This is a genomic window from uncultured Streptococcus sp., assembly GCF_963521255.1.
Taxonomy (GTDB): Bacteria; Bacillota; Bacilli; order Lactobacillales; family Streptococcaceae; genus Streptococcus.
Genome location: NZ_CAUQTU010000004.1, coordinates 53,848 through 80,461 on the forward strand (window position 1 = coordinate 53,848; position 26,614 = coordinate 80,461).

Sequence of the window (26,614 nt, forward strand, 5' to 3'; positions counted from 1 at the left end):
AATCAAGTCTTTTTTCTCTCTTTTACTGCTATTTGTGATAAAATAGTAATGAACGATTTTTTACATGAATGATAAAACAGAGGTAAATATGACAATCGGTATTGATAAGATTGGTTTTGCGACCAGTCAATATGTCTTGAAATTACAAGACTTAGCAGAAGCGAGGGGAATTGACCCTGAAAAATTAAGTAAAGGACTCTTACTCGAGGAATTGAGTATTGCGCCCCTAACTGAGGATATCGTGACCTTAGCGGCTAGTGCAAGTGACTCTATTTTAACTGAGCAAGAAAGAGCAGAAATTGATATGGTCATCGTGGCTACTGAGTCAGGAATTGACCAGAGTAAGGCTGCGGCGGTTTTTGTGCATGGCTTGCTTGGCATCCAGCCTTTTGCTCGTAGTTTCGAGATTAAAGAAGCCTGCTATGGAGCGACAGCTGCCCTTCATTATGCCAAATTACATGTGGAAAATTCTCCAGAGTCCAAGGTCTTGGTCATCGCCAGCGATATTGCCAAATACGGTATTGAAACTCCAGGAGAACCAACTCAGGGTGCTGGCAGTGTGGCCATGTTGATTACACAAAATCCACGCATTATGGCCTTTAATAATGACAATGTGGCTCAGACTCGTGACATCATGGATTTCTGGCGTCCAAATTACTCAACAACTCCTTATGTAAATGGTGTTTATTCTACCCAACAATATTTGGATAGTTTGAAAACGACTTGGCTTGAATACCAAAAACGCTACCAACTTACTTTGGATGATTTTGCGGCTGTGTGCTTCCACTTGCCTTATCCTAAATTAGCGCTAAAAGGCTTGAAAAAAATCATGGATAAGAACTTGCCTCAAGAGAAAAAAGACCTCTTGCAAAAGCATTTTGACCAGTCTATTCTTTACAGTCAAAAGGTGGGAAATATCTATACAGGATCCCTCTTCCTTGGACTTTTGTCTCTCTTGGAAAATACAGATAGCTTGGAGGCTGGGGATAAAATCGCCCTTTATAGTTACGGAAGTGGTGCCGTGGCTGAGTTCTTCAGTGGTGAATTAGTTGAAGGATATGAAGCTTATCTGGATAAAGACCGCTTAAACAAGCTAAACCAACGGACTGCCCTATCCGTTTCAGACTACGAAAAAGTCTTCTTTGAGGAAGTAGACTTGGATGAAACAAACTCTGTCCAGTTTGCTGGATATGAAAATCAAGATTTTGCCTTGGTTGAAATTGTGGACCACCAACGCCGTTATAGCAAGGTTGAAAAATAATGAAGATAAGTTGGAATGGATTTTCTAAAAAATCATACCATGAGCGCCTTGAGTTGTTGCGAGCTCAGGCGCTCCTTAGTCCTGAAAAGCAAAGGAGTCTGGAGCAGGATGAACAAGTCAGCTTGGCTGTGGCAGACCAGCTGAGTGAGAATGTAGTGGGAACTTTTTCTCTGCCTTATTCGCTGGTCCCAGAGGTTCTTGTTAACGGTCAGGAATACACAGTTCCCTATGTAACAGAAGAACCCTCTGTGGTTGCTGCGGCCAGCTATGCCAGTAAAATCATCAAGCGTGCAGGCGGTTTTACTGCGCAAGTCCATGAGCGCCAGATGATTGGTCAGGTAGCCCTTTATCAAGTTGCTGATCCTAAACAAGTGCAAGAGAAGATTGCCAGCAAGAAGGCAGAGCTCTTAGAACTTGCCAATCAAGCCTATCCTTCTATCGTTAAACGTGGAGGTGGGGCGCGTGATTTGCATGTAGAGCAGATCAAAGGCGAAACAGACTTTCTTGTTGTTTATCTCCATGTCGATACCCAGGAAGCCATGGGAGCCAATATGCTCAACACCATGCTGGAAGCCTTGAAACCAGTCTTAGAAGAACTGAGTCAGGGACAGAGTCTCATGGGAATCTTGTCTAATTACGCGACCGATTCTCTGGTGACAGCAAGCTGTCGCATCGCCTTTCGCTACTTGAGTCGCCAAAAGGATCAAGGACGAGAAATTGCGGAGAAGATAGCCTTGGCTAGTCAGTTTGCGCAGGCTGATCCTTACCGAGCTGCTACTCATAATAAAGGGATTTTTAATGGTATAGATGCCATTTTAATAGCCACTGGTAATGACTGGCGTGCCATTGAGGCAGGGGCCCATACTTTTGCCAGTCGAGATGGACGCTACCAAGGTCTTAGTCGATGGAGTCTAGATACGGACACAGAAGAATTGGTCGGTAAGATGACCTTACCTATGCCTGTAGCGACCAAGGGCGGTTCTATCGGTCTCAACCCTCGTGTAGCCCTCAGTCATGAACTACTGGGAGATCCTTCTGCCAAAGAATTAGCCCAGCTTATCGTGTCTATCGGTCTTGCCCAAAACTTTGCAGCCCTCAAAGCCTTGGTGAGTACAGGCATCCAGCAAGGCCACATGAAATTGCAGGCCAAATCCTTAGCTCTCCTAGCTGGTGCTAGCGAGTCTGAAGTTGCTCCCCTAGTTGAGCGTCTCATTGCTGATAAGACCTTTAACCTAGAGACTGCCCAGCGTTATCTAGAAAACTTAAGATCATAAAAAACTCAGACGAATTGGTCTGAGTTTTCTTGTGTTTATACTCTTCGAAAATCTCTTCAAACCACGTCAGCTTCGCCTTGCCGTAGATATATGTAACTGACTTCGTCAGTCTTATCTACAACCTCAAAGCAGTGCTTTGAGCAAACTGCGGCTAGCTTCCTAGTTTGCTCTTTGATTTTCATTGAGTATTAAATACTTTTTCCTGGTAATAAGGTGACTGGTAAAAAGTAACCAGTTGTCGCGACTTCCTTGCCTTCTATCTTTTGTAAGAGGAGGTCAACAGTAAGGCAGGCAATCTCTTCCAAGGGTTGCTTAATAGTAGCCAGTTGAGGGTAGTAATTCTCGATAAAATAGGTACCATCGTAACCGATGACCTTGAGCTCTTCTGGTACAGAAATGCCCAGTTCCTGAGCAATTTTAATGACTAGAATAGCAGTCAAATCATCCGAAGCAAAGATGGCATCTGGCTTTTGTCGAGTTAAGATATTCTTGATTTCCATTTCTTTTCTGACAGGAGAAAAGTCACTGGAAACATTGATAATAGGAGCTTTGGGGAGTACAGAAGCAAAACCAGCGTGGCGTAGTCCAGTTGGCGAATTGGAATTGTCATTCCCTGTAATCATGATGATAGACTGGGCGCCTGTCTTAACCAAGGTCTGGGCAGCAAGAACCCCACCAGCATAGTTGTCAGAGGAGACGACAGGAATGTCTGGTGACAGATTGCGGTCAAAGGAAATAATTGGCGCTGTCACACGATTGTAGTCTTCTATTCCCAAGTTGTGACTACCAGAAATGATGCCGTCCACCTGATTAGCTTCCAACATTTCGATGTACTCGTGTTCCTTCTCAGAATCGTGCTCGCTGTTACAGATAATGGTCTTGTAGCCATTTTTAAAGAGTTGGTGTTCCAATTTATCAATCAATTCTGCATAGAAAACATTGGAAATATTGGGGAAAATCAAACCGATTAACTTAGCTGATTTTCCTTGCAGACTACGAGCTAGGTTGTTGGGTTTATAGCCCAATTCTCGCATGGCTTCATTGACTTTTTGGATAGTTTTCTCAGATAGATACCCTTTTTTATTGATAACCCGAGAAACGGTAGTAGGGCTGACGCCTGCAAGTTTGGCGACATCAGTTAGTTTTGCGACCATAATCTAATTCATAGTAAGTTCCAGCTGGGTTTCCAGATTTGATGAGGATACCATTTTGGTCCGCATGTGGGAAGACACGACCGGAAAATACTTTTTCTCCTTTATTGATGAAAATTTCAAAGACAGAGTTATCGATGAAAATCGTAGCAGTAGTAGCTTGATTGTCGATAGGGCAAGAGCGGGTTGTTCCAAATTCTTGGGCATACTGTTCACCAGCCTGGCTACGATCCACTGTCACTTGACCATTTACAAGGTCAAAGTTGATGGAAAGTCCCTTGCCTTCTTGATCAGCTAGTAAGACAATCTCGCTCTGGCTATTAGCTTCCAAGCTGAGTTCAAGTTCGTAAGTGTTCTTGGTTTTGGAACGGTTTGAGAAAGGTTCTTCAGAAGCACGAAGGTCCTTGACAGCTGCGACTGGGAATTGGTAGAGTTTGCCGTTTTTGATAGTGAGTTCCTTGACCAAAGAGAAGGTTCCTTGGTGGTCAAAACGGTCAGATGGATATGAAACATCAGGCAAGCCAAGCCAGCTAACAGCTAGAGCACGTCCATCAGGAGCGTTGAAGGCTTGGGTTGCATAGGCTTCAAAACCATAGTCCATGTTTTGGAGTTGAGATACATCTACCATTTTGGCATTTTTAGGGTCAAAGGAAGCCCCAATTTTGTACATATTTGGATAGATATTGTCGTAATCTAGAACATCTTTATCCAATCCTTGTGGGCAGTAAAGAAGGACAGGTTGCTCTCCTACAAAGACCAGATTTGGACATTCCATCATGTAGGCAGTGCGGTCGTTAGCAAAGTCAAGGTTGCCAACGGCTTGCCAGTTTGTATAGTCGTTGTCAATAGCTTTGTAGAGACGGACGAAGCCTTTTTTCTCCAAGTCCTGTCCACCGACGATAGCATAGTATTGACCTTTGAAGTTAAAAATTTGTGGATCGCGGAAGTGGTCAGTAGAGTCAGCTGGCTGGTCAATCAAGATTTCGTCAATCTTGGTAATTTTGCCATCCTTATCCATCAAAGCCCCAATCTGGTAAGGGTGACGGATCCAGTTTTCATCACGAACATTTCCTGTATAAAATAGGAACAAGTTATCGCCAAACTGCATGGCAGAACCAGAGTAGGCACCGTGGCTATCTAATAGAGTATCAGGCAAAACTTTGACTCCAGTTTCTGTAAAGTGAACCAAGTCCTCGCTTTCCAATTGCACCCAAGATTTCAAACCGTGGGCTGCACCGAAAGGAAAGTTTTGATAAAAAACAACCCACTTCCCATCAAAGTAGGAAAAGCCATTTGGATCGTTGAGAAGTCCTGTTTTTGGCTCAACATGGTAATGAGTATGCCATGGAGATTGAGCCATATTTTCCTTTATATTTTGAATTTCTTCTTGCGTCCAATCTTGATAAAGTCTGTAACGACGCTCAGTTGTCCATTCCATTCATTCATTCCTCCAAAAATCTTATCACTTCTAATAGTAACCGTTTTCGATAAAAAATGCAAGCCTTTTATGTTAAAAAAAGAGAAAAAACTGTCAAACGTTTATCACAAATAAAAACTAGAAAATCAATCATTTATTTACAAAAAATGAAAGAAAGTGAAGTAAAATCCTTTTTAAATATGATTTTAAACTTATTTTTTCAAGGAATACCTGATAGAACAGTCAAAAACAATCAATCTAAAGCGTGTCCACTAAGTGGATAGAATATTTTTCTGCAAAACGCTTGACATATTTCTAAAACATGATAAAATAATAGTCGTAAGGGCGAATAAAATCGCTTTCAAACAAGAACAAAATGTTATATAAGGAGATTTTTGCAAATGAACAATCAGGAAATTGCAAAAAAAGTCATCGATGCCTTGGGCGGACGTGAAAATGTCAACAGTGTTGCCCACTGTGCGACTCGTCTACGTGTCATGGTCAAAGATGAAGGAAAAATCAATAAAGAAGTGATTGAGAACTTGGAAAAAGTTCAAGGTGCTTTCTTTAACTCAGGTCAATACCAAATCATCTTTGGTACAGGTACAGTTAACAAAATGTACGATGAAGTTGTTGCACTTGGTTTGCCAACATCATCTAAAGATGACATGAAAGCAGAAGCTGCTAAACAAGGGAACTGGTTCCAACGTGCTATCCGTACTTTCGGTGACGTTTTCGTTCCAATCATCCCAGTTATCGTAGCGACAGGTCTCTTCATGGGTGTGCGTGGTCTTTTCAACGCTCTTGAAATGCCACTTCCAGGTGACTTTGCAACTTACACACAAATCTTGACAGATACAGCCTTTATCATCTTGCCAGGTTTGGTTGTGTGGTCAACCTTCCGTGTATTCGGTGGAAATCCTGCCGTTGGTATCGTTCTTGGTATGATGCTTGTTTCTGGCTCACTTCCAAACGCATGGGCAGTTGCTCAAGGTGGTGAAGTAACAGCTATGAACTTCTTTGGTTTCATTCCTGTTGTTGGTTTGCAAGGTTCTGTTCTTCCAGCCTTCATCATCGGGGTTGTCGGAGCTAAATTTGAAAAAGCTGTCCGCAAGGTTGTTCCAGATGTCATTGACCTCTTGGTAACGCCATTCGTGACACTTTTGGTTATGTCTATCCTTGGACTCTTTGTCATTGGACCAGTCTTCCACGTCGTTGAAAACTACATCCTTATCGCTACAAAAGCGATCCTCAGCTTGCCATTTGGTCTTGGTGGTTTCTTGATCGGTGGGGTTCACCAATTGATCGTCGTATCAGGTGTGCACCACATCTTCAACTTGCTTGAAGTTCAATTGCTTGCTGCTGACCATGCTAACCCATTCAACGCGATCATCACTGCGGCTATGACAGCCCAAGGTGCTGCGACTGTTGCGGTTGGTGTTAAAACTAAAAATCCAAAACTGAAAACACTTGCTTTCCCAGCTGCTCTTTCTGCCTTCCTCGGTATTACAGAGCCTGCTATCTTCGGGGTGAACTTGCGTTTCCGTAAACCATTCTTCCTTTCATTGATTGCTGGTGCAATCGGTGGTGGATTGGCTTCAATCCTTGGACTTGCTGGTACTGGTAGTGGTATCACCATCATCCCTGGTACAATGCTTTATGCAGGTAATGGACAACTTCCACTATACCTTCTTATGGTAGCTGTATCATTTGCACTTGGTTTTGCTCTTACTTACATGTTTGGTTATGAGGATGAAAAAGAAGTTGCTACTGAAGTAGAGACAGAACGTTTGGTCCAAGAAGAAACAACTGGTAACATTCCAGCAGCTCTTCAAAATGAAACACTTGTAACTCCTATCGTTGGTGATGTTGTAGCTCTTGCTGATGTCAATGACCCTGTTTTTTCAAGTGGTGCTATGGGACAAGGTATCGCTGTGAAACCAAGTCAAGGTGTGGTCTATGCACCTGCTGATGCTGAAGTTTCAATTGCATTTCCAACAGGACACGCTTTTGGTTTGAAAACAACTGATGGTGCTGAAGTTTTGATCCACGTTGGTATTGACACTGTATCTATGAATGGTGAAGGTTTTGAAGCAAAAGTTGCCCAAGGTGATAAGGTTAAAGCTGGCGATGTTCTTGGAACATTTGACTCAAACAAAATCGCTGCAGCTGGACTTGATGATACAACAATGGTTATCGTTACAAATACAGCTGACTACGCTTCAGTAGCTCCAGTCGCAACAGGTTCAGTTGCTAAGGGGGATGCTGTTATTGAAGTGAAAATCTAATCAATCCTCTCTAATGTGAAAACGAACAAATGACATGTTTGTTCGTTTTTGCTTGAATGGTAAGATTTACAGAGGAAAATCTAAAAAATAGAGAAATTTAGACTTTCGAAATATGCTATAATAAAGAAAATAAAAACAAGAGGTTTATCATGACAAAATTATATGGAAGCTTGGAAGCGGGCGGTACAAAGTTTGTCTGTGCTGTCGGTGATGAAAACTTTAACGTTGTAGAAAAAACACAATTTCCAACAACAACTCCAATTGAAACAATCGATAAAACCATTGAGTTCTTCTCAAAATTCGATAACCTTGCTGGTCTTGCAGTTGGTTCATTTGGTCCGATTGATATTGACAAAAACTCAAAAACTTATGGCTTTATCACAACAACTCCAAAACCTCACTGGGCAAATGTAGACTTGCTTGGTGCCCTTCGTCGCGCTTTAAACGTGCCAATGTACTTCACTACAGACGTAAACAGCTCTGCCTATGGTGAAGTGGTTGCCCGTAACAATGCTGGTGGTCGTATCGAAAACTTGGTTTACTACACAATAGGTACAGGTATCGGTGCAGGTGTTATCCAACGTGGTGAGTTTATCGGTGGTGTAGGTCACCCTGAGATGGGTCACTATTATGTCGCTAGACACCCAATGGATCTTGAAAAAGAATTCAACGGTGTTTGTCCATTCCACAAAGGATGTTTGGAAGGTTTTGCGGCTGGTCCAAGTCTTGAAGCTCGTACAGGTATTCGTGGTGAAAATATTGAACTCAACAGCTCTGTCTGGGATGTTCAAGCCTACTACATCGCTCAAGCTGCGGTCAATGCTACAGTGACTTTCCGCCCAGACGTGATTGTCTTTGGTGGAGGGGTCATGGCTCAACAACACATGCTGGACCGTGTCCGTGAGAAATTTACATCTCTGCTCAATGGTTACCTACCAGTGCCAGATGTGCGTGACTATATCGTGACTCCAGCAGTCGCAGGAAATGGTTCTGCCACACTTGGGAACTTTGTCCTTGCAAAAGAAGTTTCAAAATAAAGCACAAAATCCGCTTGGGAAACCAAACGGATTTTTTACATGTCAAAGCATTTGCCAGAAAAAGTCAATAATATAGGTCAGACCGTAGGTATAAACCACGAGGGTAAAGGGTTTGGTCAGAACGATGATGATCATATAGCGCTTGAAGCTCATCTTGGTCAGGGCAGCCAGCATACAGAGAAAGTCAGCTGGACTAATGGGCCAAATCATCATAAAGATAAAGAAACGGTCAAAACGATTGCCCTTATCCAACCAGCCGATATACTTGTCATAGGTGCGCTTGCTGACGACAGACTGGACAAAGGCAGCCCCATAGAGGCGCACTAGATAAAAGATAATGGCACAGCCAATGACAATGCCGATATAGTTGTAGATCGTACCGATGATGTGGCCGTAAATAAAGACGCCAGCCACCGAGGTCAAGGCTCCTGGAATGATAGGGACGACCGTCTGTAAAATCTGTAAAAAGATAAAGAGAGGTGGCCCCCAGATGCCTGCCTGCTGGATAAAGGCAGAGAGGGTTTCCTTAGACTGTAAAATCCCAGCCTGATAAGCCCAAATACAGAAAATCAAACTTCCAACCCCACCGACAATCGATGAGATATTGATAACTTGCTGTAAAAGGGGAGAAACAGCTTTCATTTGTTTATCCTGTGACATGTAAACTCCTCGTAGATAATATAACTCTACTATACCATATTTTGGAGGAGAAAGGGGGAAGGTTGCTTTTGCTATGGGAAGAGTGATGGAATTTGAGGCTAAACATGCTATAATAAAGGGAGCAGACAAGTAGCAAAGGAGAGAGTATGATACAGGTAAAACCAGAACTGGAGATAGAAAAACAACTGATCAACCAACTGGTGACTGGGGAAAGTCAATGGACTTACAGAGGTGACCTTAAAACTGAAGAGCAATTATGGGAAAACTTCTTTGAAAAGCTAGCCCAGAACAATGTGGCTCTATTGGCAGATCATCCCCTGACAGAACAGGAAAAACGTCAGATAAAGAACCAACTGAACTTTGTTAGCTACTATGATGCAGCCAAGTGGTTGGTAGGCGAAAATGGCATTGCCAAGGTTGAGGTTCAAAGAGAAGATGCTAGTTTGGGGACTATCCGTTTATCTGTCATCTGGCGAGACAATATCGCAGCTGGCAAGTCTAGTTATGAGGTTGTCAACCAAGTCGAGAGAGACAAGGTAAATCCTCAGGATCAAGACCGCAGGCTAGATGTGACCCTCTTGATCAATGGCCTTCCAATGATTCAGATCGAGCTTAAAAGTCCCCGAGTTGCTTTTTTAGATGCCTTTCATCAAATTAAAAAATATGACCGCGAAGGTAAGTTTCGTGGCATCTACTCTAGCTTACAGATGTTTGTTGTGACCAATAAGGTAGATACACGCTATATCGCTGCTGCCAGAGAAAATAAACTCAACAAGCAATTTCTAACCAAGTGGGTGGATAAGGACAACCAACCCATAACGAGCTTGACCAGCTTTGCTCACGAAGTCCTTTCCATCCCTCGTGCTCATCAGATGGTCATGCAGTATTCTGTCCTTGATGATAGTAAGAAAGTTCTTATCCTCTTGCGCCCCTATCAGATTCATGCTATCGAAGCGGTACAGGAAGCTTCTCGTCGTCAGGAGTCTGGCTATGTCTGGCACACGACAGGTTCAGGGAAAACTCTGACCTCCTATAAGGTAGCACGGAATCTCCTCCAGATTCCATCTATCCAAAAGACGATTTTTGTCGTTGACCGCAGGGACTTGGATCAACAGACCACATCATCCTTCCTCTCTTATGCGACCAATGATGTCATTGATATAGATGAGACGGATAATACTCATGATTTGGTCAAGCGCTTAGGAAGTAATGATAAGCGTGTGGTGGTCACCACCATCCAGAAAATCACCACCATGATGCGCAAGTTTGAGCAAGGACTTTACCAGCGTGATGCGGACAAAATCAAGGGTCTCCGAGTGGCCTTTGTCGTGGATGAATGCCACCGTGCCATAACACCGCAAACACAAAAAGACATTAAGGGCTTTTTCCCACAGTCTCTCTGGTATGGTTTTACAGGCACACCTATCTTTAAGGAAAATAAACGCCAGCAAGTCGGCGATCTAGCCCAAACCACCCAGCAACAGTACGGTGACCGTCTCCATGAGTATACAGTCAAGGAAGCCATCCATGACGGAGCAGTTTTAGGCTTTAAGGTGGATTATCGCAATACCCTCATCACGGATAAATCTGAAAATGACATACCAGATACTGTCTATGAGAATGAGGAGCATATGCTGGAAGTCTTGGATGCCATTATCAATAAATCCCGTCAACAGCTAGGCTTCCAAAAGGGAGTTGGTAAGACCTATAATGCTATCCTGACCGTCAAGTCAATCCCTCAAGCCCAAGCCTACTATGATCTCCTCAAACGAGTCAAGGCTGGAGAGACGAGGGTCAAGGTATCGGAGAGGGTCAAGCAGGTCCTTCCTGACTTTCCAAAGGCGACTATCACTTACTCGGTCACAGAAAATGAAGAAGACTCAAGAGCCAATCAAGACCACATGAAGCAAGTCTTAGAGGACTACAACCAAGAGTTTGATACCCACTTTACCATAGCGGATCTTCGTGGCTTTAATACGGATGTCAATAACCGTCTTGCTCGAAAACAGGACAAATACCTCTATCGCAATGAACAGTTGGACTTGGTTATTGTGGTCAATCGTCTCTTAACAGGATTTGATGCTCCTTGTCTATCAACTCTCTTTATCGACAGAAAGCCTATGCAACCGCAGGACTTGATTCAGGCTTTTAGCCGAACCAACCGTATTTTTGATAGCAGTAAGACCTATGGTCATATCATCACCTTCCAAAAGCCTCTAGCCTTTAAGGAAGCAGTAGATAATGCCCTCAAGCTCTACTCAAATGGTGGTGAAAACGAGGTCCTAGCTCCGAGCTGGGAAGAGGAAAAGAGAAACTTTTTACGGAGTTGCAGTGATTTCAAAAATCTTGCTACTTATGACTATGTGAACGGTCTAGATCTCGAGCAAGTCTCTACCCCTGAGTTGAGGAAACTAGCCAAAACCTATCAAGCCTTTGATAAATACCTAGCCTCTATCCGAGTGTACAAAGAGTATGATGAGGAAGAGCTTTACAGTCAGACAGGACTTGATGGAGAGAAGTTGGAAAGGTATCTGGGCCTTTATCGAAATGTCCTTGCAGAATTAAAAAGCCGAGTAGAGGATGATGACGATGGTGAACCACTTGATATCCACTATGAACTGGAGTCTATCCAAGTGGACGAAATCAACTATGCCTATATCTTGACCTTAATCCAAAGTCTGATTGAACAAGGCCAAAGTCAAGAAAAGAATCTAAGCGCTCAAGATAAGGAAGCAGTAGATAATTATATTCAGAGTCTTGAGAAAACCAATCCAAATCTTGCCCAGATTATCACTGAACTTTGGAGAGAAGTTCAAGCAAATCCAGAAAGCTATCGTGGTCAGTCTATCGCAAATATCTTGGATCAGATGATTGAGGCGGTCATCCAGCAACACATCCAAGTCTTTAGCAAACGCTGGTATGTCGGTGAGGATGAGCTCCGTTACTATGTCGAACACTACCGTAAGGGAGCTAAAAAACAACTAGGAGAAAGCCAGCTGACCAAGAGCCAGCGTTATCAGGACTATAAGCTAGAGGTGGCAGATGCCCTCAATCCTCTCCTCTACAAAAAACAAATCAAGGAAGCTTATACCCAACTGGTGGAGGAAGTCATTGAGCCATTGAGGGTTGGGAGGTAAGTCTTCGAGACTTAGAACAGGTCTCTTTCCTAAAGTTTACATGTATTCTAGTTTTAGAACAAACGTCATTCCATAAATTTAAAAGTATTCTAAGCTTCGAATAGCTTATCTACGAAAGTTTTGAGGTCTTCGAACTTTCGAATAGTCGCTTTTCCTAAAGTTTATATGTATTCTAAAGCTAGAAGAGTTAAAATCTATAAATAGTAAGAGTCTCTATCTGATGGACGGAGTGTGTGTCCAGTCAGATAGGGATTTTTTAATACTCTTCGAAAATCCAATTCAAACTACGTCAGCGTCGCCTTACCGTACTCAAGTACAGCCTGCGGCTAGCTTCCTAGTTTGCTCTTTGATTTTCATTGAGTATTATTTTGAACTGTCTGATTAGTCCTGAAAAGTACGTTTTAGATGGAAATAATGACAGTTGAGCGGATGGGGATTAAAATGGTTTGGGAAACTGTTAGAATGAATGTATCAACTTAAAGGAGAAAATTGATGAAGAAAGTTAGGGATGATGAGGATAGTATTCTATCGACACTTCCTTTATGGGGGCTTCTATTTTTGGTCTGTGCATTGTTTCAAGTCTTTGTATTTAAGGATAGACCTTTGATTCAACATGATAGACAAGGAAGCATTGTAAAAACAGATCAAGAACAGGTCTATCTTCCAGAACTAATCCAGTCTTGGTTTGATAGAGAAGATAATAAATGATTCGTTAAATAGAAAGGATATCATCATGACAAAAACATACGCTATTCGCCCGCTTAGTTACAGCAACTTTACCAACCGTGAGTTTGAAAGCCTGATGATGGATACTCATCAAAGCTTGGCGACTTTTTCTAAGGAAAACAAGGATGAAGGGATGTATGCCAAACATTTGGAACCCTTCAAGACCAAGCTGGATGATTTTCAAGCTCAACTTGCGGCGGTGGAGACGAAAGAATCTAGTAATCTGACAGAAGTCGATCGCAATCGTGATAGTTCCTTGGTCGGTCTCTTTACCCTTCATAGAGGATTTGCTAAGATTAAGGATGCTAAGCTCAAAGAAGCTCATGAAACTCTGAAACCAGTCTTTGCTAAGTACAAGGACATCACCAAGCACAGCAATGATGTGGAAACGGCAGAAATCAAGAGTCTTCTCAAAACGCTTAGTGAAACACCCTATCATGAGGCAGTGACCAGTCTAGGACTGACACCTATGCTGACGGCGGTGATCAATGCTCAAGAGGAATATGACCAAGTGGAGAGTAAGGCGCGTGCTTCTAAGTCTGCCAAGGAAGTTGGCAAGACCAGACAACTCCGCACCGAACTTTCAACCAGCTACGATCTCTTTATGCGCTATACCGCAGCTAGTGCAGAAGCCTACCCTGAAAAGGAACACCTGACTCAACTCCTCAAGGAACTCAATAGCATCCGAGATAGCAAGCGCCGTCTCATCACTAGTAGCAAGAAAGATAAAAAGACCAAACCAGCAGAACCAGCCCAAGCAGCAGGATAAAGACAACCCCTTAGAAGCGGATTTCTAAGGGGGATTTTTGTGGTTTCGTGGATAATTTATATATTAACAAAATTGTAGAGAAATAAATAATAGTTAATAAATAAGTTGTTTAAATTCTGGATAGAATCAATAGTTTATTTAATACCTAAATGTTGAAAGTTAATAAGAAAAAGATTAGTTTTTATAGTCTTTTTAAAAATGTTGCACTATATATTGTGTTTTATTCTATTTTTCAAAAAAATCAACACTATATATAGAAAACAATATTGCTTTTTTGTTTTTGTTTGGTATAATATGAATTGTAGAAAAAAGACGTCAGTGGGCGCTGACGACTAGTTAGAGATGGTGAATTTCAAAATGCGATATGAGCACTATTTCAAAAATTCTCTTTTATTCTAACACTAAATAAAAGAAATGTAAATCTCATTTTGATAATTTTCTTTTTTCTACAAAATATAGAAAAAAGAGGTACATATTATAAGAATATCAAACTTATTAAATAGAGAATCAATCCAAGTAGGATTAGATTTTGTTGATATAGATACATCAAAGGATGTTAGATTGTTTGTAGATCCATTGCTTTTACCAGATCGGTTTAGGGGTATTGCTAATGATTTTGTAAAAACAGTTTATAAAGTTTACGATAATGGTAATAAATCAGATGCATTACAACTATTTTCACACTCTAAAGAATGTAATGCTATCCACTTTGGATATTCTGAGAGCAACTCCAAAGGGACAGGTGTTTCAATGAAGATGCTTGATCAATTTTTTGGGTATGTCTATCAGTCGGTAGATAAAATCAAAGAAAAATTACTGACACCTATAGCGATGCCGATTTTTGTAAAGAGTTTTTCAGAAGATAGGATGTCTGATTTGTTAGTAAGTTTATTAAAAAAAGAATTGATTTTATATTCTTTAGAACAAGCTCGATTACACGGTTTAAAAATCAGTAATGAAGTACAACGTTTTGATTATTGGGATTCCGAGAGTCATGAGTGGGCTACCTTTGAAAGCCAGTATGTCCTTGCTCCTAATGAAAATGGTGTAGAGGAACTTCTTATCTTAGTTCCGAAGTCTGTTGTAAGTAAAAGATTTTTAGTAAATCCTTCTAGATATATTTCAGTAATTTTTCAACACTTGCAGTTGATGGAAAAGTACCAAAGGACTAATGGTACACCAAAATCTAAAGAAGAATTACGGGAATCAGAGATAGTAGCAAAATATCAAAAGAATAAAGATAAAAGCTATATTTTAGATATGACATTGGCATCGCCTGAATACTATGATGTATACTATGATAATGCAATTAGGTTTAGTGATAATAAATCTATGACAGACGAAGAGTTAATAGAGTGTCTTACAAAGGATAGATAAAGTTAGGTTTGGAATAGTGCTATTAGGGAAGAAGTAATTTCTTCTCTTTTTTCTTTGTTATCAGCATTTGTTATTATGATTCATGATATAATATAAAAAATGAGAAATAAGGTAAGGAGAAGAGTTTGAAAGCTTTACTACCTAAAATAAAATTCAAAAATTTTGATGAGAAATGGAATAGAAAAAAATTACATAGTATTGCGCCCCTGCGTGGAGGCTTTGCTTTCAAAAGTGAAAAATTTCAAAATACTGGCATTCCAGTTGTTAGAATATCAAATATCAAATTTGACGGAACTGTTGGAGGGGAGTTTGAATATTACTCTAAGATAATTCCAGATGAAAAATTTGTTCTTAGAGGACGTTCAATTCTATTGGCTATGTCAGGAGCAACTACTGGAAAAATAGCTATGTTAGATTCTGAGAAAGAATACTATCAGAATCAACGAGTAGGTTATTTCCAAAATACTGGGGAAGTAGACTATGATTTTCTTCCTTCTGTTTTGCAGACGAAAGCATTTACTAACCAACTAAATGCTGTATTAGTAGCAGGTGCACAACCAAATATATCTTCCAAAGAAATTGATTCCTTTGAATTTTGTATTCCAGATTCAATAGACGAACAATCTGCCATTGGCTCCCTCTTCCGTACCCTCGATGATCTTTTGGCAAGCTACAAAGATAACCTAATCAACTACCAATCTCTCAAGGCGACCATGCTCTCCAAGATGTTTCCCAAAGCTGGACAGACAGTCCCTGAGATTCGTTTGGATGGATTTGAAGAGGAGTGGGGAAAAGATACTTTAGAGCCTTATCTTACTGAAAGTAGAATTTCAGGTGACACAGGTCTAACTGCAAAAAAAATAACTGTCAAACTTTGGGGGAAAGGAGTTATAGAAAAGAAAGAGAAGTATGCTGGTAGTTCGAATACGCAATACTTTATTCGAAAAGGTGGACAGTTTATATACAGTAAACTAGATTTTCAAAATCAAGCATTTGGAATTATCCCAAATGAACTTAATGGTTATCAGTCAACGTTAGATTTACCAACTTTTGATATTCAAAACATCGATTCTAAATTTTTACTTGAGTATGTAATGAGAAGAGAATTTTATGAATATCAAGGCTTAATCGCGAATGGTTCCAGAAAAGCAAAGCGTATCCATCCAGAGGATTTTTTAGTTATGCCAGTTAGGATTCCATCTATCGAAGAACAACAAGCCATCGGTGCCTATTTCTCAAACCTAGATAACCTCATCAACTCTCACCAAGAAAAAATTACTCAGCTTGAGACTTTGAAAAAGAAACTCTTGCAGGATATGTTTATTTAGGTAAATCAAAATGGAAAAGAATTATATAAAACTAGAGAAAATCGATACCTCAACAGCAGCAAAAAATTTTGCTGAACTACTGCAAGAAGATAAAACATATTTTCTTAATGGAAACTGGGGCTCAGGGAAATCAACATTTTTACAGGATGTAAATAAGAATAAAAAGATAAAACTAATTACTATGGATTTTTGGAGATTAACAGATAATCGTTCAATGATTGAAGTAACATTTTCAAAACTCCATCCATTTTTTTACTTAGTTTTGATGAGGTTAAGTATTGTTGCCCTAGTAATGGTTTCTATTTTGATGACTAATGTTGTGGATATAGGATTGGGTGAGTATTTTGGTTCTGAGAAATCAGTGATTCTGAAAATTGGAGGATTGGTATCTTTAGGAGTTGCAGTTTGGAATGTTTTTAAATATAAATCTGATGAGTTGTATAGCTTCTTATTAACTAGACTACATAAATTTTCTAAAATTTTAGTTATTGATGATTTTGATAGAATGCTGGAAAAGCAACAAGAAGACTGTTATAAACTTTTTAGTTTGATAAATGGAAAGCTACCTATTATTTTTGTTGGTGATATGACACTACTTTATAAGAGAGGGGATAACTATCTATCAAAGATAATTGATAGGCAAGTTGAGTTACCTTTTGTACTACATTCTTCAAATATTTGGGATAGTTATTTTCATTTATTAGAAAAAAAGTTTGGCGTTTATTTATCAGAGAATTTTAAAAAAAGAGTTAAAAGTGACCAGAGAAATTTACGTGATAGGGAACATTTTAATGATTATGTAAATAAAGAATTTTTTACAAGAAGAAAATTTGGTCGTGTTCAAGTGGAACAACAGTTATTAATTATCTATGCTTACTTGTTTTATCCAGAACTCTATAAGAAAATGCTCAACAATATACAAATAGTCATAGAAGAGAATGAGAAAACAAAGCTAGAAGATTTCCTCCGTAAAGGCTACACAATAAAAGAGCTGTTATCTGAAATCCAAAAAGTTGATAATGAGCAATATCCACTAAGTTTTAATAAGAATAGTATGGAATATTTTCTTTATGAAGTGCCTATGAATCGTACAAAAGATGAATTAGATACCTTATTTATGGAACAGTCAGATAAATTTATACAAGAGTTATTAAATTCGGATCAAAAGACTGATTTTTATCAATATTTGAATAATCAATTTGCAGATTTTTCTGATATTCAGAAAAAAAGTTTACTAAATATTGTTATTAATGAATCTATGAAGTTTAAAAATAGTCCCTCTATGACTCTTATTGTCCAAGAAATGTATAATGAGATAGTGCCTCCATATGAAAGAAATTATCCCCTAACAAAAGATGTGATTTCTAAAATTGTTGAAATGTGGGAAAATATTTTAAAACCTGCAGGTTTAGATCAATCTGAGATTATATATTTTTTAGAAAAGCATAGAGTATTGAGCTTCCATGATTTAGGATGCCATTTTTATGATTTAGATATTGGTTGTCAATCCTTTACAAAGTATCGAAGAAAAGATTTTCTTCTGTTGACTTATTTAGCTTCAGTAGAAAAATTTAGCAGATTTGATAACTGGGATAGCAGTATATGGAATTCTATAAATCATCTCAACGATGTAGAGTTTCTATCATTCTGGATATTTCAGTCTATTCTATCGAATGAATATGGCTTTGATGGATTTGATATTATTCCTGAAAATAAGAAATATATTCTTTGGACAGGGAGATATATGTTTGCTCCACCGCATGACTACGTTAGCTATGAAAAGACAGTAATTTTAAATATTCGGGAAAGATTAAATCAAATGAAGTCAAATGGATTTGTATTTGAAGAAAAAATTGATAAACTAAATAAATCATGATTATTTAAAACTTAGAAAGAAACATTATGGAAACAACACAAACGTCCCAGTCGCTCTACCAAGCTCTGTGGAACTCAGCGGATGTTCTCCGCTCTAAGATGGATGCCAACGACTACAAGTCCTATCTCTTGGGCATGGTCTTTTATAAGTATCTGTCAGATAAAATGCTCTTTTTCGTGGCGGAGACTATGGAGGAGGGGAGTGAGAGTCTAGAGGCTGCCCTTGAGGTCTATCGCAACTACTATGAGGATGCGGACACTCACGAGGATCTTCTTGCAGTGATGAAGGACGAACTCAACTACAGTATCAAGCCTGAGTTGACCTTTACGGCTCTGGTAGCACGTGTCAATGAGGGAACTTTCCAGTTGGAAGATTTGGCTCAGGGTTTTCGTGATATTGAGCAGAGCGACGAACTCTATGAAAATCTCTTTGAAGATATTGACCTCTATTCCAAAAAGTTAGGGGCGACTCCGCAAAAGCAAAATCAAACGGTGGCGGCAGTCATGAAGGAGTTGGCTGTGCTAGATGTGGCTGGTCATGCTGGTGATATGTTGGGGGACGCTTATGAGTATCTGATTGGTCAGTTTGCGACTGACTCGGGTAAGAAGGCTGGTGAGTTCTATACACCTCAGCCTGTTGCCAAACTTATGACTCAGATTGCCTTTTTGGGTCGTGAGAACCAGCTAGGTTTTACCATCTATGACGCGACTATGGGTTCTGGCTCTCTCTTGCTTAATGCCAAGAAATACTCTCATAAACCGCAGACAGTGGTCTACTTTGGTCAGGAGCTCAATACTTCGACCTATAACTTGGCTCGGATGAACATGATCCTACACGGTGTTCCTGTTGAAAATCAATTTCTCCACAATGCCGATACACTGGATGAAGACTGGCCGACTCAAGAACCGACCAACTTTGACGGGGTTCTCATGAACCCTCCCTACTCTGCCAAGTGGTCAGCAAGCTCTGGCTTTATGGCGGATCCTCGTTTCTCTCCTTTTGGGAAACTAGCGCCCCAGTCCAAGGCTGATTTTGCCTTTCTCTTGCATGGTTACTACCATCTCAAGCAGGATAATGGGGTTATGGCTATCGTCCTTCCCCACGGTGTTCTTTTCCGTGGAAATGCGGAGGGAACCATTCGCAAGGCCTTGTTAGAAGAAGGAGCCATTGATACGGTAATTGGTCTTCCTGCCAATATCTTCTTTAATACCAGCATTCCAACTACGGTCATCATTCTCAAAAAGAACCGCATCAATCGTGATGTCTACTTTATCGATGCTTCTAAGGAGTTTGATAAGGGGAAAAACCAGAATATCATGACGGATGCTCATATCGAGAAGATTCTGGAAGCCTACAAATCACGTGAGGAGATTGACAAGTTTGCCCATCTAGCAAGATATGAAGAAATCGTCGAAAATGACTATAACCTCAATATCCCTCGTTACGTAGATACCTTTGAGGAAGAAGAAGTCGAGCCACTAACAGATATCGTCAGCAAGATTAACAAGACCAATCAAGCAATCCAAAATCAAACCGCTTCTCTACTTGAAATGCTCGGTCAACTACATGGAACCACACCAGAAGCCGATGCTGAGCTTAAAGAGTTTTTGCAAGCGTTTAAAGGGTGAGATGTAGTTGATTTATTACCTCATATTTAAGATAAAACTTTATCTAGGTCGATATAGTTGTATTTTCTAACATTAGCGAGGAGGGGTTTTCTTCAAGCTCGATAGAACAGAGAACTGTGAAATTGTATAAGGAGCTTAAAGATTTAATATGGTAGAATAGAATATAAAGATTTTACTTGAAGCTTTGTTTAGAAAGGAAAACCATGACACCGACTTATGAAATTGATAATCCCAACCTCTCTTATCAGACCAAGTTAGACTTATGGGAAACGGGGTTTGGTTTACAAAAGGTAGATGATTTAGAGCCGTCGCCGTATATGAGAGAACTAGCAGAGCAAAATTCTCAAGGAAAGTTGACTTATCAAGAAGTTTATGATCAAGTAACGGCTTATCACCAAAAAATCGATGATAGCACAAGAGAAGCAGATCTTGTTGCCATGAGAATTGTGGAACTCTTGTCCTCTAATGCCTTTAAATTTGCTCCAACAACATTGAAATTGATTCATAGAGAGCTTTTCTTTGGCCTCCTGCCACATGGCATTCCCTTGGGAGAATACCGCTCTTACAACATTACAAAAAGTGAGGCTGTTTTAAACGGAGACAGTGTCATATATGATGATTTTCGCACGGTAGCAGATAGTTTGACCTATGATTTTCAGCAGGAAAGTCAATTTGACTATCGAGGAAAATCCGATATCGAAGTAGTGCAACATATCAAGACTTTTATTTCAGGTATTTGGCAGATTCATCCTTTTGGAGAAGGAAATACTCGAACGATAACAGTATTTTTGATTAAGTACCTTAGAACTATGGGATTTCAAGTAGACAACAAACCCTTCCAAGAAAATGCAAAGTATTTTCGAGATGCTCTTGTTCTTGATAATGCAAAGCTATTCCAGAAAAAACCAGAATATCTGGAACAATTTTTTGAAAATCTCTTATTAGCTGGGCAACATGATTTAGAAATAGACTTAAGAGATTAACGTTTTCTTTGCACAAGGCTTAGAAGATTTAGAATGTTTTCGAGTAGAAAGAAGGAAGACGATGATACCCAACTATAAAATAACAGAAGAAATATTGAATCTCGTGCAGAAGATTTCTGAGTTGGCGACTCAACTTTCTTTCGAAACGAGAAAATTACACCTACGCAAGGAAAATCGGATTCGTTCTATTCAGTCCTCTTTAGCTATTGAGAATAATAGTCTTTCTCTGGAGCAGGTGACTGATGTCATAGAGGGGAAAAGAGTTCTAGGCCCTCTTAAGGATATCCATGAGGTCCAAAATGCTTATGAAGCTTATGAGAAGGTTTTTCGCTTAAATCCATACAGTATAGATGATTTCTTACTGGCTCATCAATTGCTGACACAGGATTTGGTCAAGCATCCTGGACAGTTTCGATTAGGCGATGTGGGTGTTTTTGATGGATCAGGGAAAGTTGTTCATCTTGGAGCGCGGCCACAGTTTGTTCCTAAGCTGGTATCGGACTTATTTTCTTGGGCTAAGTCTAGCCACATATCTGATATTGTCAAATCTTGTATCGTGCATTTTGAGTTAGAAATTATTCACCCTTTTGAGGATGGGAACGGTCGTATGGGGCGGATGTGGCAGAGCCTAATCTTGAGTAGATGGAATCCTTTATTTGAGTGGCTTCCTGTAGAGTCTGTTATTTACCGACATCAGTCAGGGTATTACCAAGCTTTAACAGAGAGTAATGAGGTTAATGATTCTACAAAATTCATCCAATTTATGCTTGAAGCGATTTTAGAAACCTTGCTGGATTATAGTCATCAAAAAAATGATAGTACGGAAAAGTCGGTTAAATTACTTTTGAAACCACGTGAGCTAGCTATTTTTGAAAAAATAGAGTCTTATCTTGTAGAGAATTATCAGATAACAACTGCAGTTGCACAAGAACTAACAGGTTTGAGTGCGGCAACCATGCGTCGTTATCTCCAAATATTCGTAAATCAAGGTTTGTTAGAAAAATCGGGTTCTACAAAAAACACTATTTATTCGCTCAGATTCCGCTCATAATTCGCTCATTTTTAAGATACAGCTTTGTTTCCATATTTCCTGGAAACTGATAAAAATCAAGGAGAAAGATGGAACAAACTAACCAAAAATCCCAGTGCCAGCAACTCTGGGCGAGAAACAAATACCTCGTCTTGAGCCATTCTAGCAATATTTACAATGAGATTCGCCAATACTTGAAGAATGAAGAGGTGGAGGTGAGTCAGGTTCAGGAGATGATTGATCGTGCCTGCCAGATTCCAGAGCACAGGGGTCAGGTTTGCAATGCCTTTCAGCATATTTGGGGCTATTTCAAAAAGAAAGCGACAGATGCTGAGCGCAAGGACTATATGCTCTTGCTGGATCGCTACCGCTTTGGTCAGGCTTTTAAGGAAGACTTGATCACTAAGACTAGAGACTTGCTTGATCGCTATCCAAATACCTATTTGCAACATTCGACTTTACTGAAAGGAGACTCTCATGAGACTTTGGCATGAGGCTTTGATTTCACAACTTCTCCGTCCTCAACTCTTGGGGCAGCATCGAGAGTGTTGCGCCCTGCGTAGTAATGGTTGGGGCAGAAAGCATGCGACGGTGGACTATGTCTTTACCCACTCGCCTTATCGTCTCTATGCCTATCATCGCTTGATCATGGAGGAGATGGTTAAACGAGGCTTTAAGGTCAGTCCAGAGTGGCTGGACAAGAACTACCGAGGTAAGACCTGTCCTCTCTATGAAGATTTAGCAGAGGAGAAGTTGACTAGTCCTATCTATAGCGAACATGACGACGCCTACTATGAGAAATGTCTGGCTAATCTCCGAGAGAAGGGGATAGAGCTAGAGAAAAAAATCTAATTAATAGTGTATTGAGAATTTTAAATCATATATATCTGTGTGACGAAAATCAAAAAATTAAAATGTTTATTGAAGTTATTTAAATTCGATAATTTTGATAGTATAGAATAAAAGGAAAATTCAATTATGGAATTGACAATATTTGTTGATGAATCAGGGAATACTGGTAATCATTTTTTCGAATCTAATCAAAATTTTTTTACATTGGGATTTGTTATTGTACCAAATAGTAAAATTGAGATGCAGTACAACCTCATTAAGGAATATAAGGAAAAATTATGTTTATCAGATGAGTTGAAAGCTTCTAATTCAAATTTCAATTCTGAACTAAATATTAAGAATAGATTAGAGTTTTTTTATGATTTAATTAGTAACGGAATTTACTTTGACTTTATGTGCTATGAAAAAAATATGGTCTTAGCTGAAAAAATAACTGAATGGCTATTTGACCCAAATAATAATTGCTTTATGAATAATAGAATCACAGAACCTAACTTAGGAAGGGGGTTTCGAAAAAATATTGCTGAACTATTATTTATGAGTCTATCTGAAAAACAATGGGCTGAACTTGGTGATAAATTTAGAAGAACAAACAAAAGAACTAAAGAAAGATATCTTACAGCTGATGATATTAGGAATTTGATATTATGTTTAAAATTAGCTATTGAAAAATATGATAAAGATTTTGCCCAGTACATACTAATTGAAGAGTTTAATATTGATTCTATTCTAGAAGAAATTAATTGTGAGAAAGATTACTTATTGTATGAGCCTTCATTATTTTCTACTTTAATTGATATTATGATTTGTTTTAAAGAAAAATTAATAACTGAATCTGATTTCAAACTAAAAATTCAAGTTATTCATGACAAGAATTCTAATGATAAACTACAGAATTCTTTATACTCGGACTTGAGATACTTAGTAGATGATAATCCTTCTCTGACCTTAGATTTTCATTTTGTTGATTCTAAGGATGAGGAATTAATACAAGTTGCTGATTTATTTGCGGGCCATATTTCGAGAATGGTCAAGAATATAGATAGTTATTTATCTATTGAAGAATCACGAAATTTTATTTTAGAGTGCATAGATAAAAAATATTCGAAATTTGCTTTTTCATTTCAAACATGGGAGAGTATTCTCAAAAAAGCAAAAGTTAAATATCGAAGTAATGATTTAGCATTAGAATTAGGTGAGTGGAGAAATTTTGTTAGGAAAAACAAGTAGTTTTATAGCTAATTAATATTTCTAATTATTACAAGAGAGTGAACAAAGGGGTTTTATTAGAGAAAATCAACCTATAGTCTTTTCTAATAACAAGTCATAGTCACTTATAAGAATTACTAATAACACGTTTGATCAGTCTAACTAAAATACAGCTATAAAACAAGCTACAAAAAGGGATTGAGGCATTTGTCTCAGGTCTTTTTCTTTTGTTTAAAATAGAGATATAGTTTCAAACTATATCAAATCCTAATTTTTTACAATTATACAGACGCTTTTTTTTCTGTTAAGATAGTTTCAACAACAAATTTTGGAGGACACATCATGTCAACTACAATCATCGGTTTTCCTCGTTTGGGCGAATTCCGCGAATTAAAATTTACAACTGAAAAATACTTTAGAAAAGAAATCTCAGAAGAAGAACTCTTGGCAGCAGCAAAAGATTTGCGTGCTAAACACTGGAACATTGTCAAAGAAAAAGGCATCACTGAAATTCCATCAAATGACTTTTCTCACTATGACAACTTCCTAGATGCAGCTTTCCTTTTCAACGTGGTACCTGCTTCAGTTCAAAACTTGGACTTGTCTGACCTTGAGCGCTACTTCGCTTTGGGTCGTGGTTACCAAGGAGAAAAAGGAGACGTTCGCGCCCTTCCAATGAAGAAATGGTTCAATACCAACTACCACTACATCGTTCCTAAATTTGAAAAAGACACTCAAGTAAAATTGGCTGGTCACAAAATCTTTGATGAGTTCCAAGAAGCAAAAGAACTTGGATTGAACACTCGTCCAGTTCTTGTAGGTCCATTCACTTTCCTTCAATTGTCAGACTTTGAAGAAGGCGTGAAAGCAGAAGACTTCGTAGACAGCTTAGTGGCTGCTTACCAAGAGGTTTTTGCGAAATTGGCAGAACTTGGTGCGACTCGCATCCAATTGGATGAAGCGGCTCTTGTAAAAGACTTGACAGCTGAAGAAAAAGCTCTCTTCTTGAACCTTTACAACAAACTTTTGGCTGACAAAAAAGGTCTTGAAGTCTTGCTTCAAACTTACTTCGGTGACGTTCGTGACGTTTACGCTGACCTTGTGAACTTGCCAGTAGATGCTATCGGTCTTGACTTCGTTGAAGGTAAGAAAACTCTTGAACTCGTTAAAGGTGGCTTCCCAGCTGACAAGACTCTTTATGCAGGTATTGTCAATGGTAAAAACATCTGGCGTAACAACTATGAAAAGAGCTTGGCTGTTCTTGAGCAAATCCCAGCTGAAAACATCGTATTGACAAGCTCATGCTCACTTCTTCATGTACCATTTACAACTGCTAATGAAGAATTTGAACCAGCAATCTTGAACCACTTTGCCTTTGCAGTTGAAAAATTGGATGAAATTCGTGATTTGGATGCTATCCGCAATGGTCAAGGTGAAGAAGCGCTTGCAGCAAACAAAGAACTCTTTGCGACTGAGCGTGTTGGTGTTAATGCGGAACTTCGTGCGCGTATCGCTGGTTTGACTGATGCAGACTACACTCGTTTGCCAGCATTTGCTGAACGTGAAGCTATCCAAGAAGAAGCTTTCAAACTTCCAGCTCTTCCAACAACAACTATCGGTTCATTCCCTCAAACTAAAGAAGTTCGTGCGAAACGTTTGGCTTACCGTAAAGGTGAATTGTCTCAAGAAGAGTACGACGCTTTCCTTGCTGAAACGATCGATGAATGGATCAAATGGCAAGAAGACATAGACTTTGATGTCCTTGTTCACGGTGAATTTGAGCGTAATGACATGGTTGAGTACTTCGGTCAAAACTTGTCAGGTTACCTCTTCTCTAAAAATGGTTGGGTACAGTCATACGGTATGCGTGGGGTTAAACCACCAATCATCTGGGGTGATGTAACTCGTCTTAACCCTATCACTGTTAAATGGTCTAGCTATGCACAAAGCCGTACAAACAAACCTGTTAAAGGTATGTTGACTGGACCTGTTACCATCCTCAACTGGTCATTCCCACGTGAAGACATCTCTATCAAGGATTCTACTCTTCAAATCGCTCTTGCTATCAAGGATGAAGTTCTTGACCTTGAAGCTGCTGGTGTGAAAATCATCCAAATCGACGAGGCTGCTCTTCGTGAGAAATTGCCACTCCGTCGTAGCGACTGGTACGAAGACTACCTTGACTGGGCAATTCCTGCCTTCCGCTTGGTACACTCAACAGTAGCACCAGACACACAAATCCACACTCACATGTGTTACTCAGAATTTACAGATATCATCCCAGCTATCGATAACTTGGATGCGGACGTTATCTCATTTGAGGCTAGCCGTTCAAACCTTGAAATCTTGGATGAACTCAAAGCGAAAAACTTCCAAACAGAAGTGGGACCTGGGGTTTACGATATCCACTCACCTCGTGTACCAAATGAAGGCGAAATCGACCACACAATCGAAGCCATTCTTGCTAAAGTGCCAAGCAAGAAAGTTTGGATTAACCCTGACTGTGGTTTGAAAACACGTGGTATTCCAGAAACAAAAGAAAGCTTGATCCGCCTTGTGGAAGCAGCTAAAGCTGCGCGTGAGAAATTGTAAGATACGGATTTCTCTAGAA

20 protein-coding genes are annotated in these 26,614 nt (G+C 39.5%); 17 read left to right on the forward strand and 3 right to left on the reverse strand.

What is annotated here, in order from left to right:
- The first annotated feature begins 88 nt into the window (after window positions 1-88).
- Window positions 89-1,261 carry a hydroxymethylglutaryl-CoA synthase gene (locus tag RWP09_RS04255; protein ID WP_314434372.1) on the forward strand — a complete coding sequence of 391 codons (1,173 nt, stop codon included), beginning with the start codon at window positions 89-91 and terminating at the stop codon, window positions 1,259-1,261.
- The gene (locus tag RWP09_RS04260; RefSeq protein ID WP_314434374.1) at window positions 1,261-2,535 is read left to right on the forward strand and encodes a hydroxymethylglutaryl-CoA reductase, degradative; all 1,275 of its coding nucleotides are present in this window, start codon (window positions 1,261-1,263) and stop codon (window positions 2,533-2,535) included. The genes RWP09_RS04255 and RWP09_RS04260 overlap by 1 nt, the downstream gene beginning before the upstream one ends.
- Before the next feature lie 188 nt (window positions 2,536-2,723).
- Here the strand turns inward: RWP09_RS04260 and RWP09_RS04265 are convergent, their stop codons facing one another.
- Window positions 2,724-3,689 (reverse strand): LacI family DNA-binding transcriptional regulator, encoded by a 966-nt coding sequence (locus RWP09_RS04265; protein ID WP_314434376.1) that lies wholly within the window; start codon window positions 3,687-3,689, stop codon window positions 2,724-2,726.
- The gene (locus RWP09_RS04270; RefSeq protein ID WP_314434377.1) at window positions 3,670-5,124 is read right to left on the reverse strand and encodes a glycoside hydrolase family 32 protein; all 1,455 of its coding nucleotides are present in this window, start codon (window positions 5,122-5,124) and stop codon (window positions 3,670-3,672) included. Before RWP09_RS04270 ends, RWP09_RS04265 begins: the two co-directional genes overlap by 20 nt.
- 380 nt (window positions 5,125-5,504) lie before the next feature.
- On the opposite strand from RWP09_RS04270, the gene RWP09_RS04275 reads away from it, so the two are divergent.
- Window positions 5,505-7,391 carry a sucrose-specific PTS transporter subunit IIBC gene (locus RWP09_RS04275; protein WP_314434379.1) on the forward strand — a complete coding sequence of 629 codons (1,887 nt, stop codon included), beginning with the start codon at window positions 5,505-5,507 and terminating at the stop codon, window positions 7,389-7,391.
- A 149-nt stretch (window positions 7,392-7,540) separates the two neighbouring features.
- Window positions 7,541-8,428: a fructokinase ScrK gene (gene scrK, locus RWP09_RS04280; protein ID WP_314434381.1), complete on the forward strand. Its 888-nt coding sequence runs from the start codon at window positions 7,541-7,543 to the stop codon at window positions 8,426-8,428.
- Window positions 8,429-8,470: 42 nt separating this feature from the next.
- Here the strand turns inward: scrK and RWP09_RS04285 are convergent, their stop codons facing one another.
- Window positions 8,471-9,088, reverse strand: a complete 618-nt coding sequence (locus tag RWP09_RS04285) for a TVP38/TMEM64 family protein (protein ID WP_050252777.1) — start codon at window positions 9,086-9,088, stop codon at window positions 8,471-8,473.
- Between the two features lie 146 nt (window positions 9,089-9,234).
- Between RWP09_RS04285 and RWP09_RS04290 the strand changes: the two genes are divergently transcribed.
- From RWP09_RS04290 to metE, 13 genes are all read left to right on the forward strand, one after another.
- Window positions 9,235-12,225, forward strand: a complete 2,991-nt coding sequence (locus tag RWP09_RS04290) for a type I restriction endonuclease subunit R (protein WP_314434385.1) — start codon at window positions 9,235-9,237, stop codon at window positions 12,223-12,225.
- Window positions 12,226-12,717: 492 nt separating this feature from the next.
- Complete coding sequence (locus RWP09_RS04295) at window positions 12,718-12,933, forward strand: hypothetical protein (protein WP_265526607.1); 216 nt, start codon at window positions 12,718-12,720, stop codon at window positions 12,931-12,933.
- A gap of 25 nt (window positions 12,934-12,958) precedes the next feature.
- Window positions 12,959-13,720 carry a DUF6261 family protein gene (locus RWP09_RS04300; protein WP_314434389.1) on the forward strand — a complete coding sequence of 254 codons (762 nt, stop codon included), beginning with the start codon at window positions 12,959-12,961 and terminating at the stop codon, window positions 13,718-13,720.
- Window positions 13,721-14,281: 561 nt separating this feature from the next.
- Window positions 14,282-15,097 (forward strand): hypothetical protein, encoded by an 816-nt coding sequence (locus tag RWP09_RS04305; RefSeq protein WP_314434391.1) that lies wholly within the window; start codon window positions 14,282-14,284, stop codon window positions 15,095-15,097.
- Between the two features lie 125 nt (window positions 15,098-15,222).
- Window positions 15,223-16,425, forward strand: coding sequence for a restriction endonuclease subunit S (locus tag RWP09_RS04310; RefSeq protein ID WP_314434393.1), 1,203 nt, complete (start codon window positions 15,223-15,225; stop codon window positions 16,423-16,425).
- A 10-nt stretch (window positions 16,426-16,435) separates the two neighbouring features.
- Complete coding sequence (locus tag RWP09_RS04315) at window positions 16,436-18,301, forward strand: P-loop NTPase fold protein (protein WP_314434395.1); 1,866 nt, start codon at window positions 16,436-16,438, stop codon at window positions 18,299-18,301.
- A gap of 26 nt (window positions 18,302-18,327) precedes the next feature.
- Window positions 18,328-19,929, forward strand: a complete 1,602-nt coding sequence (locus RWP09_RS04320) for a type I restriction-modification system subunit M (protein WP_314434397.1) — start codon at window positions 18,328-18,330, stop codon at window positions 19,927-19,929.
- A 203-nt stretch (window positions 19,930-20,132) separates the two neighbouring features.
- Window positions 20,133-20,912, forward strand: coding sequence for a Fic family protein (locus RWP09_RS04325; protein ID WP_314434399.1), 780 nt, complete (start codon window positions 20,133-20,135; stop codon window positions 20,910-20,912).
- 61 nt (window positions 20,913-20,973) lie between these two features.
- On the forward strand, window positions 20,974-21,963 hold the full coding sequence (locus tag RWP09_RS04330; protein WP_314434401.1) for a Fic family protein: 990 nt from the start codon (window positions 20,974-20,976) through the stop codon (window positions 21,961-21,963).
- A gap of 68 nt (window positions 21,964-22,031) precedes the next feature.
- Window positions 22,032-22,436, forward strand: a complete 405-nt coding sequence (locus RWP09_RS04335; protein WP_314434403.1) for a YbgA family protein — start codon at window positions 22,032-22,034, stop codon at window positions 22,434-22,436.
- Window positions 22,420-22,794 (forward strand): TIGR02328 family protein, encoded by a 375-nt coding sequence (locus RWP09_RS04340; protein WP_314434405.1) that lies wholly within the window; start codon window positions 22,420-22,422, stop codon window positions 22,792-22,794. Before RWP09_RS04335 ends, RWP09_RS04340 begins: the two co-directional genes overlap by 17 nt.
- A 126-nt stretch (window positions 22,795-22,920) precedes the next feature.
- On the forward strand, window positions 22,921-24,024 hold the full coding sequence (locus RWP09_RS04345; protein ID WP_314434407.1) for a DUF3800 domain-containing protein: 1,104 nt from the start codon (window positions 22,921-22,923) through the stop codon (window positions 24,022-24,024).
- Between the two features lie 321 nt (window positions 24,025-24,345).
- Complete coding sequence (metE, locus tag RWP09_RS04350; protein WP_314434408.1) at window positions 24,346-26,595, forward strand: 5-methyltetrahydropteroyltriglutamate--homocysteine S-methyltransferase; 2,250 nt, start codon at window positions 24,346-24,348, stop codon at window positions 26,593-26,595.
- The last annotated feature ends 19 nt before the right edge of the window (window positions 26,596-26,614 follow it).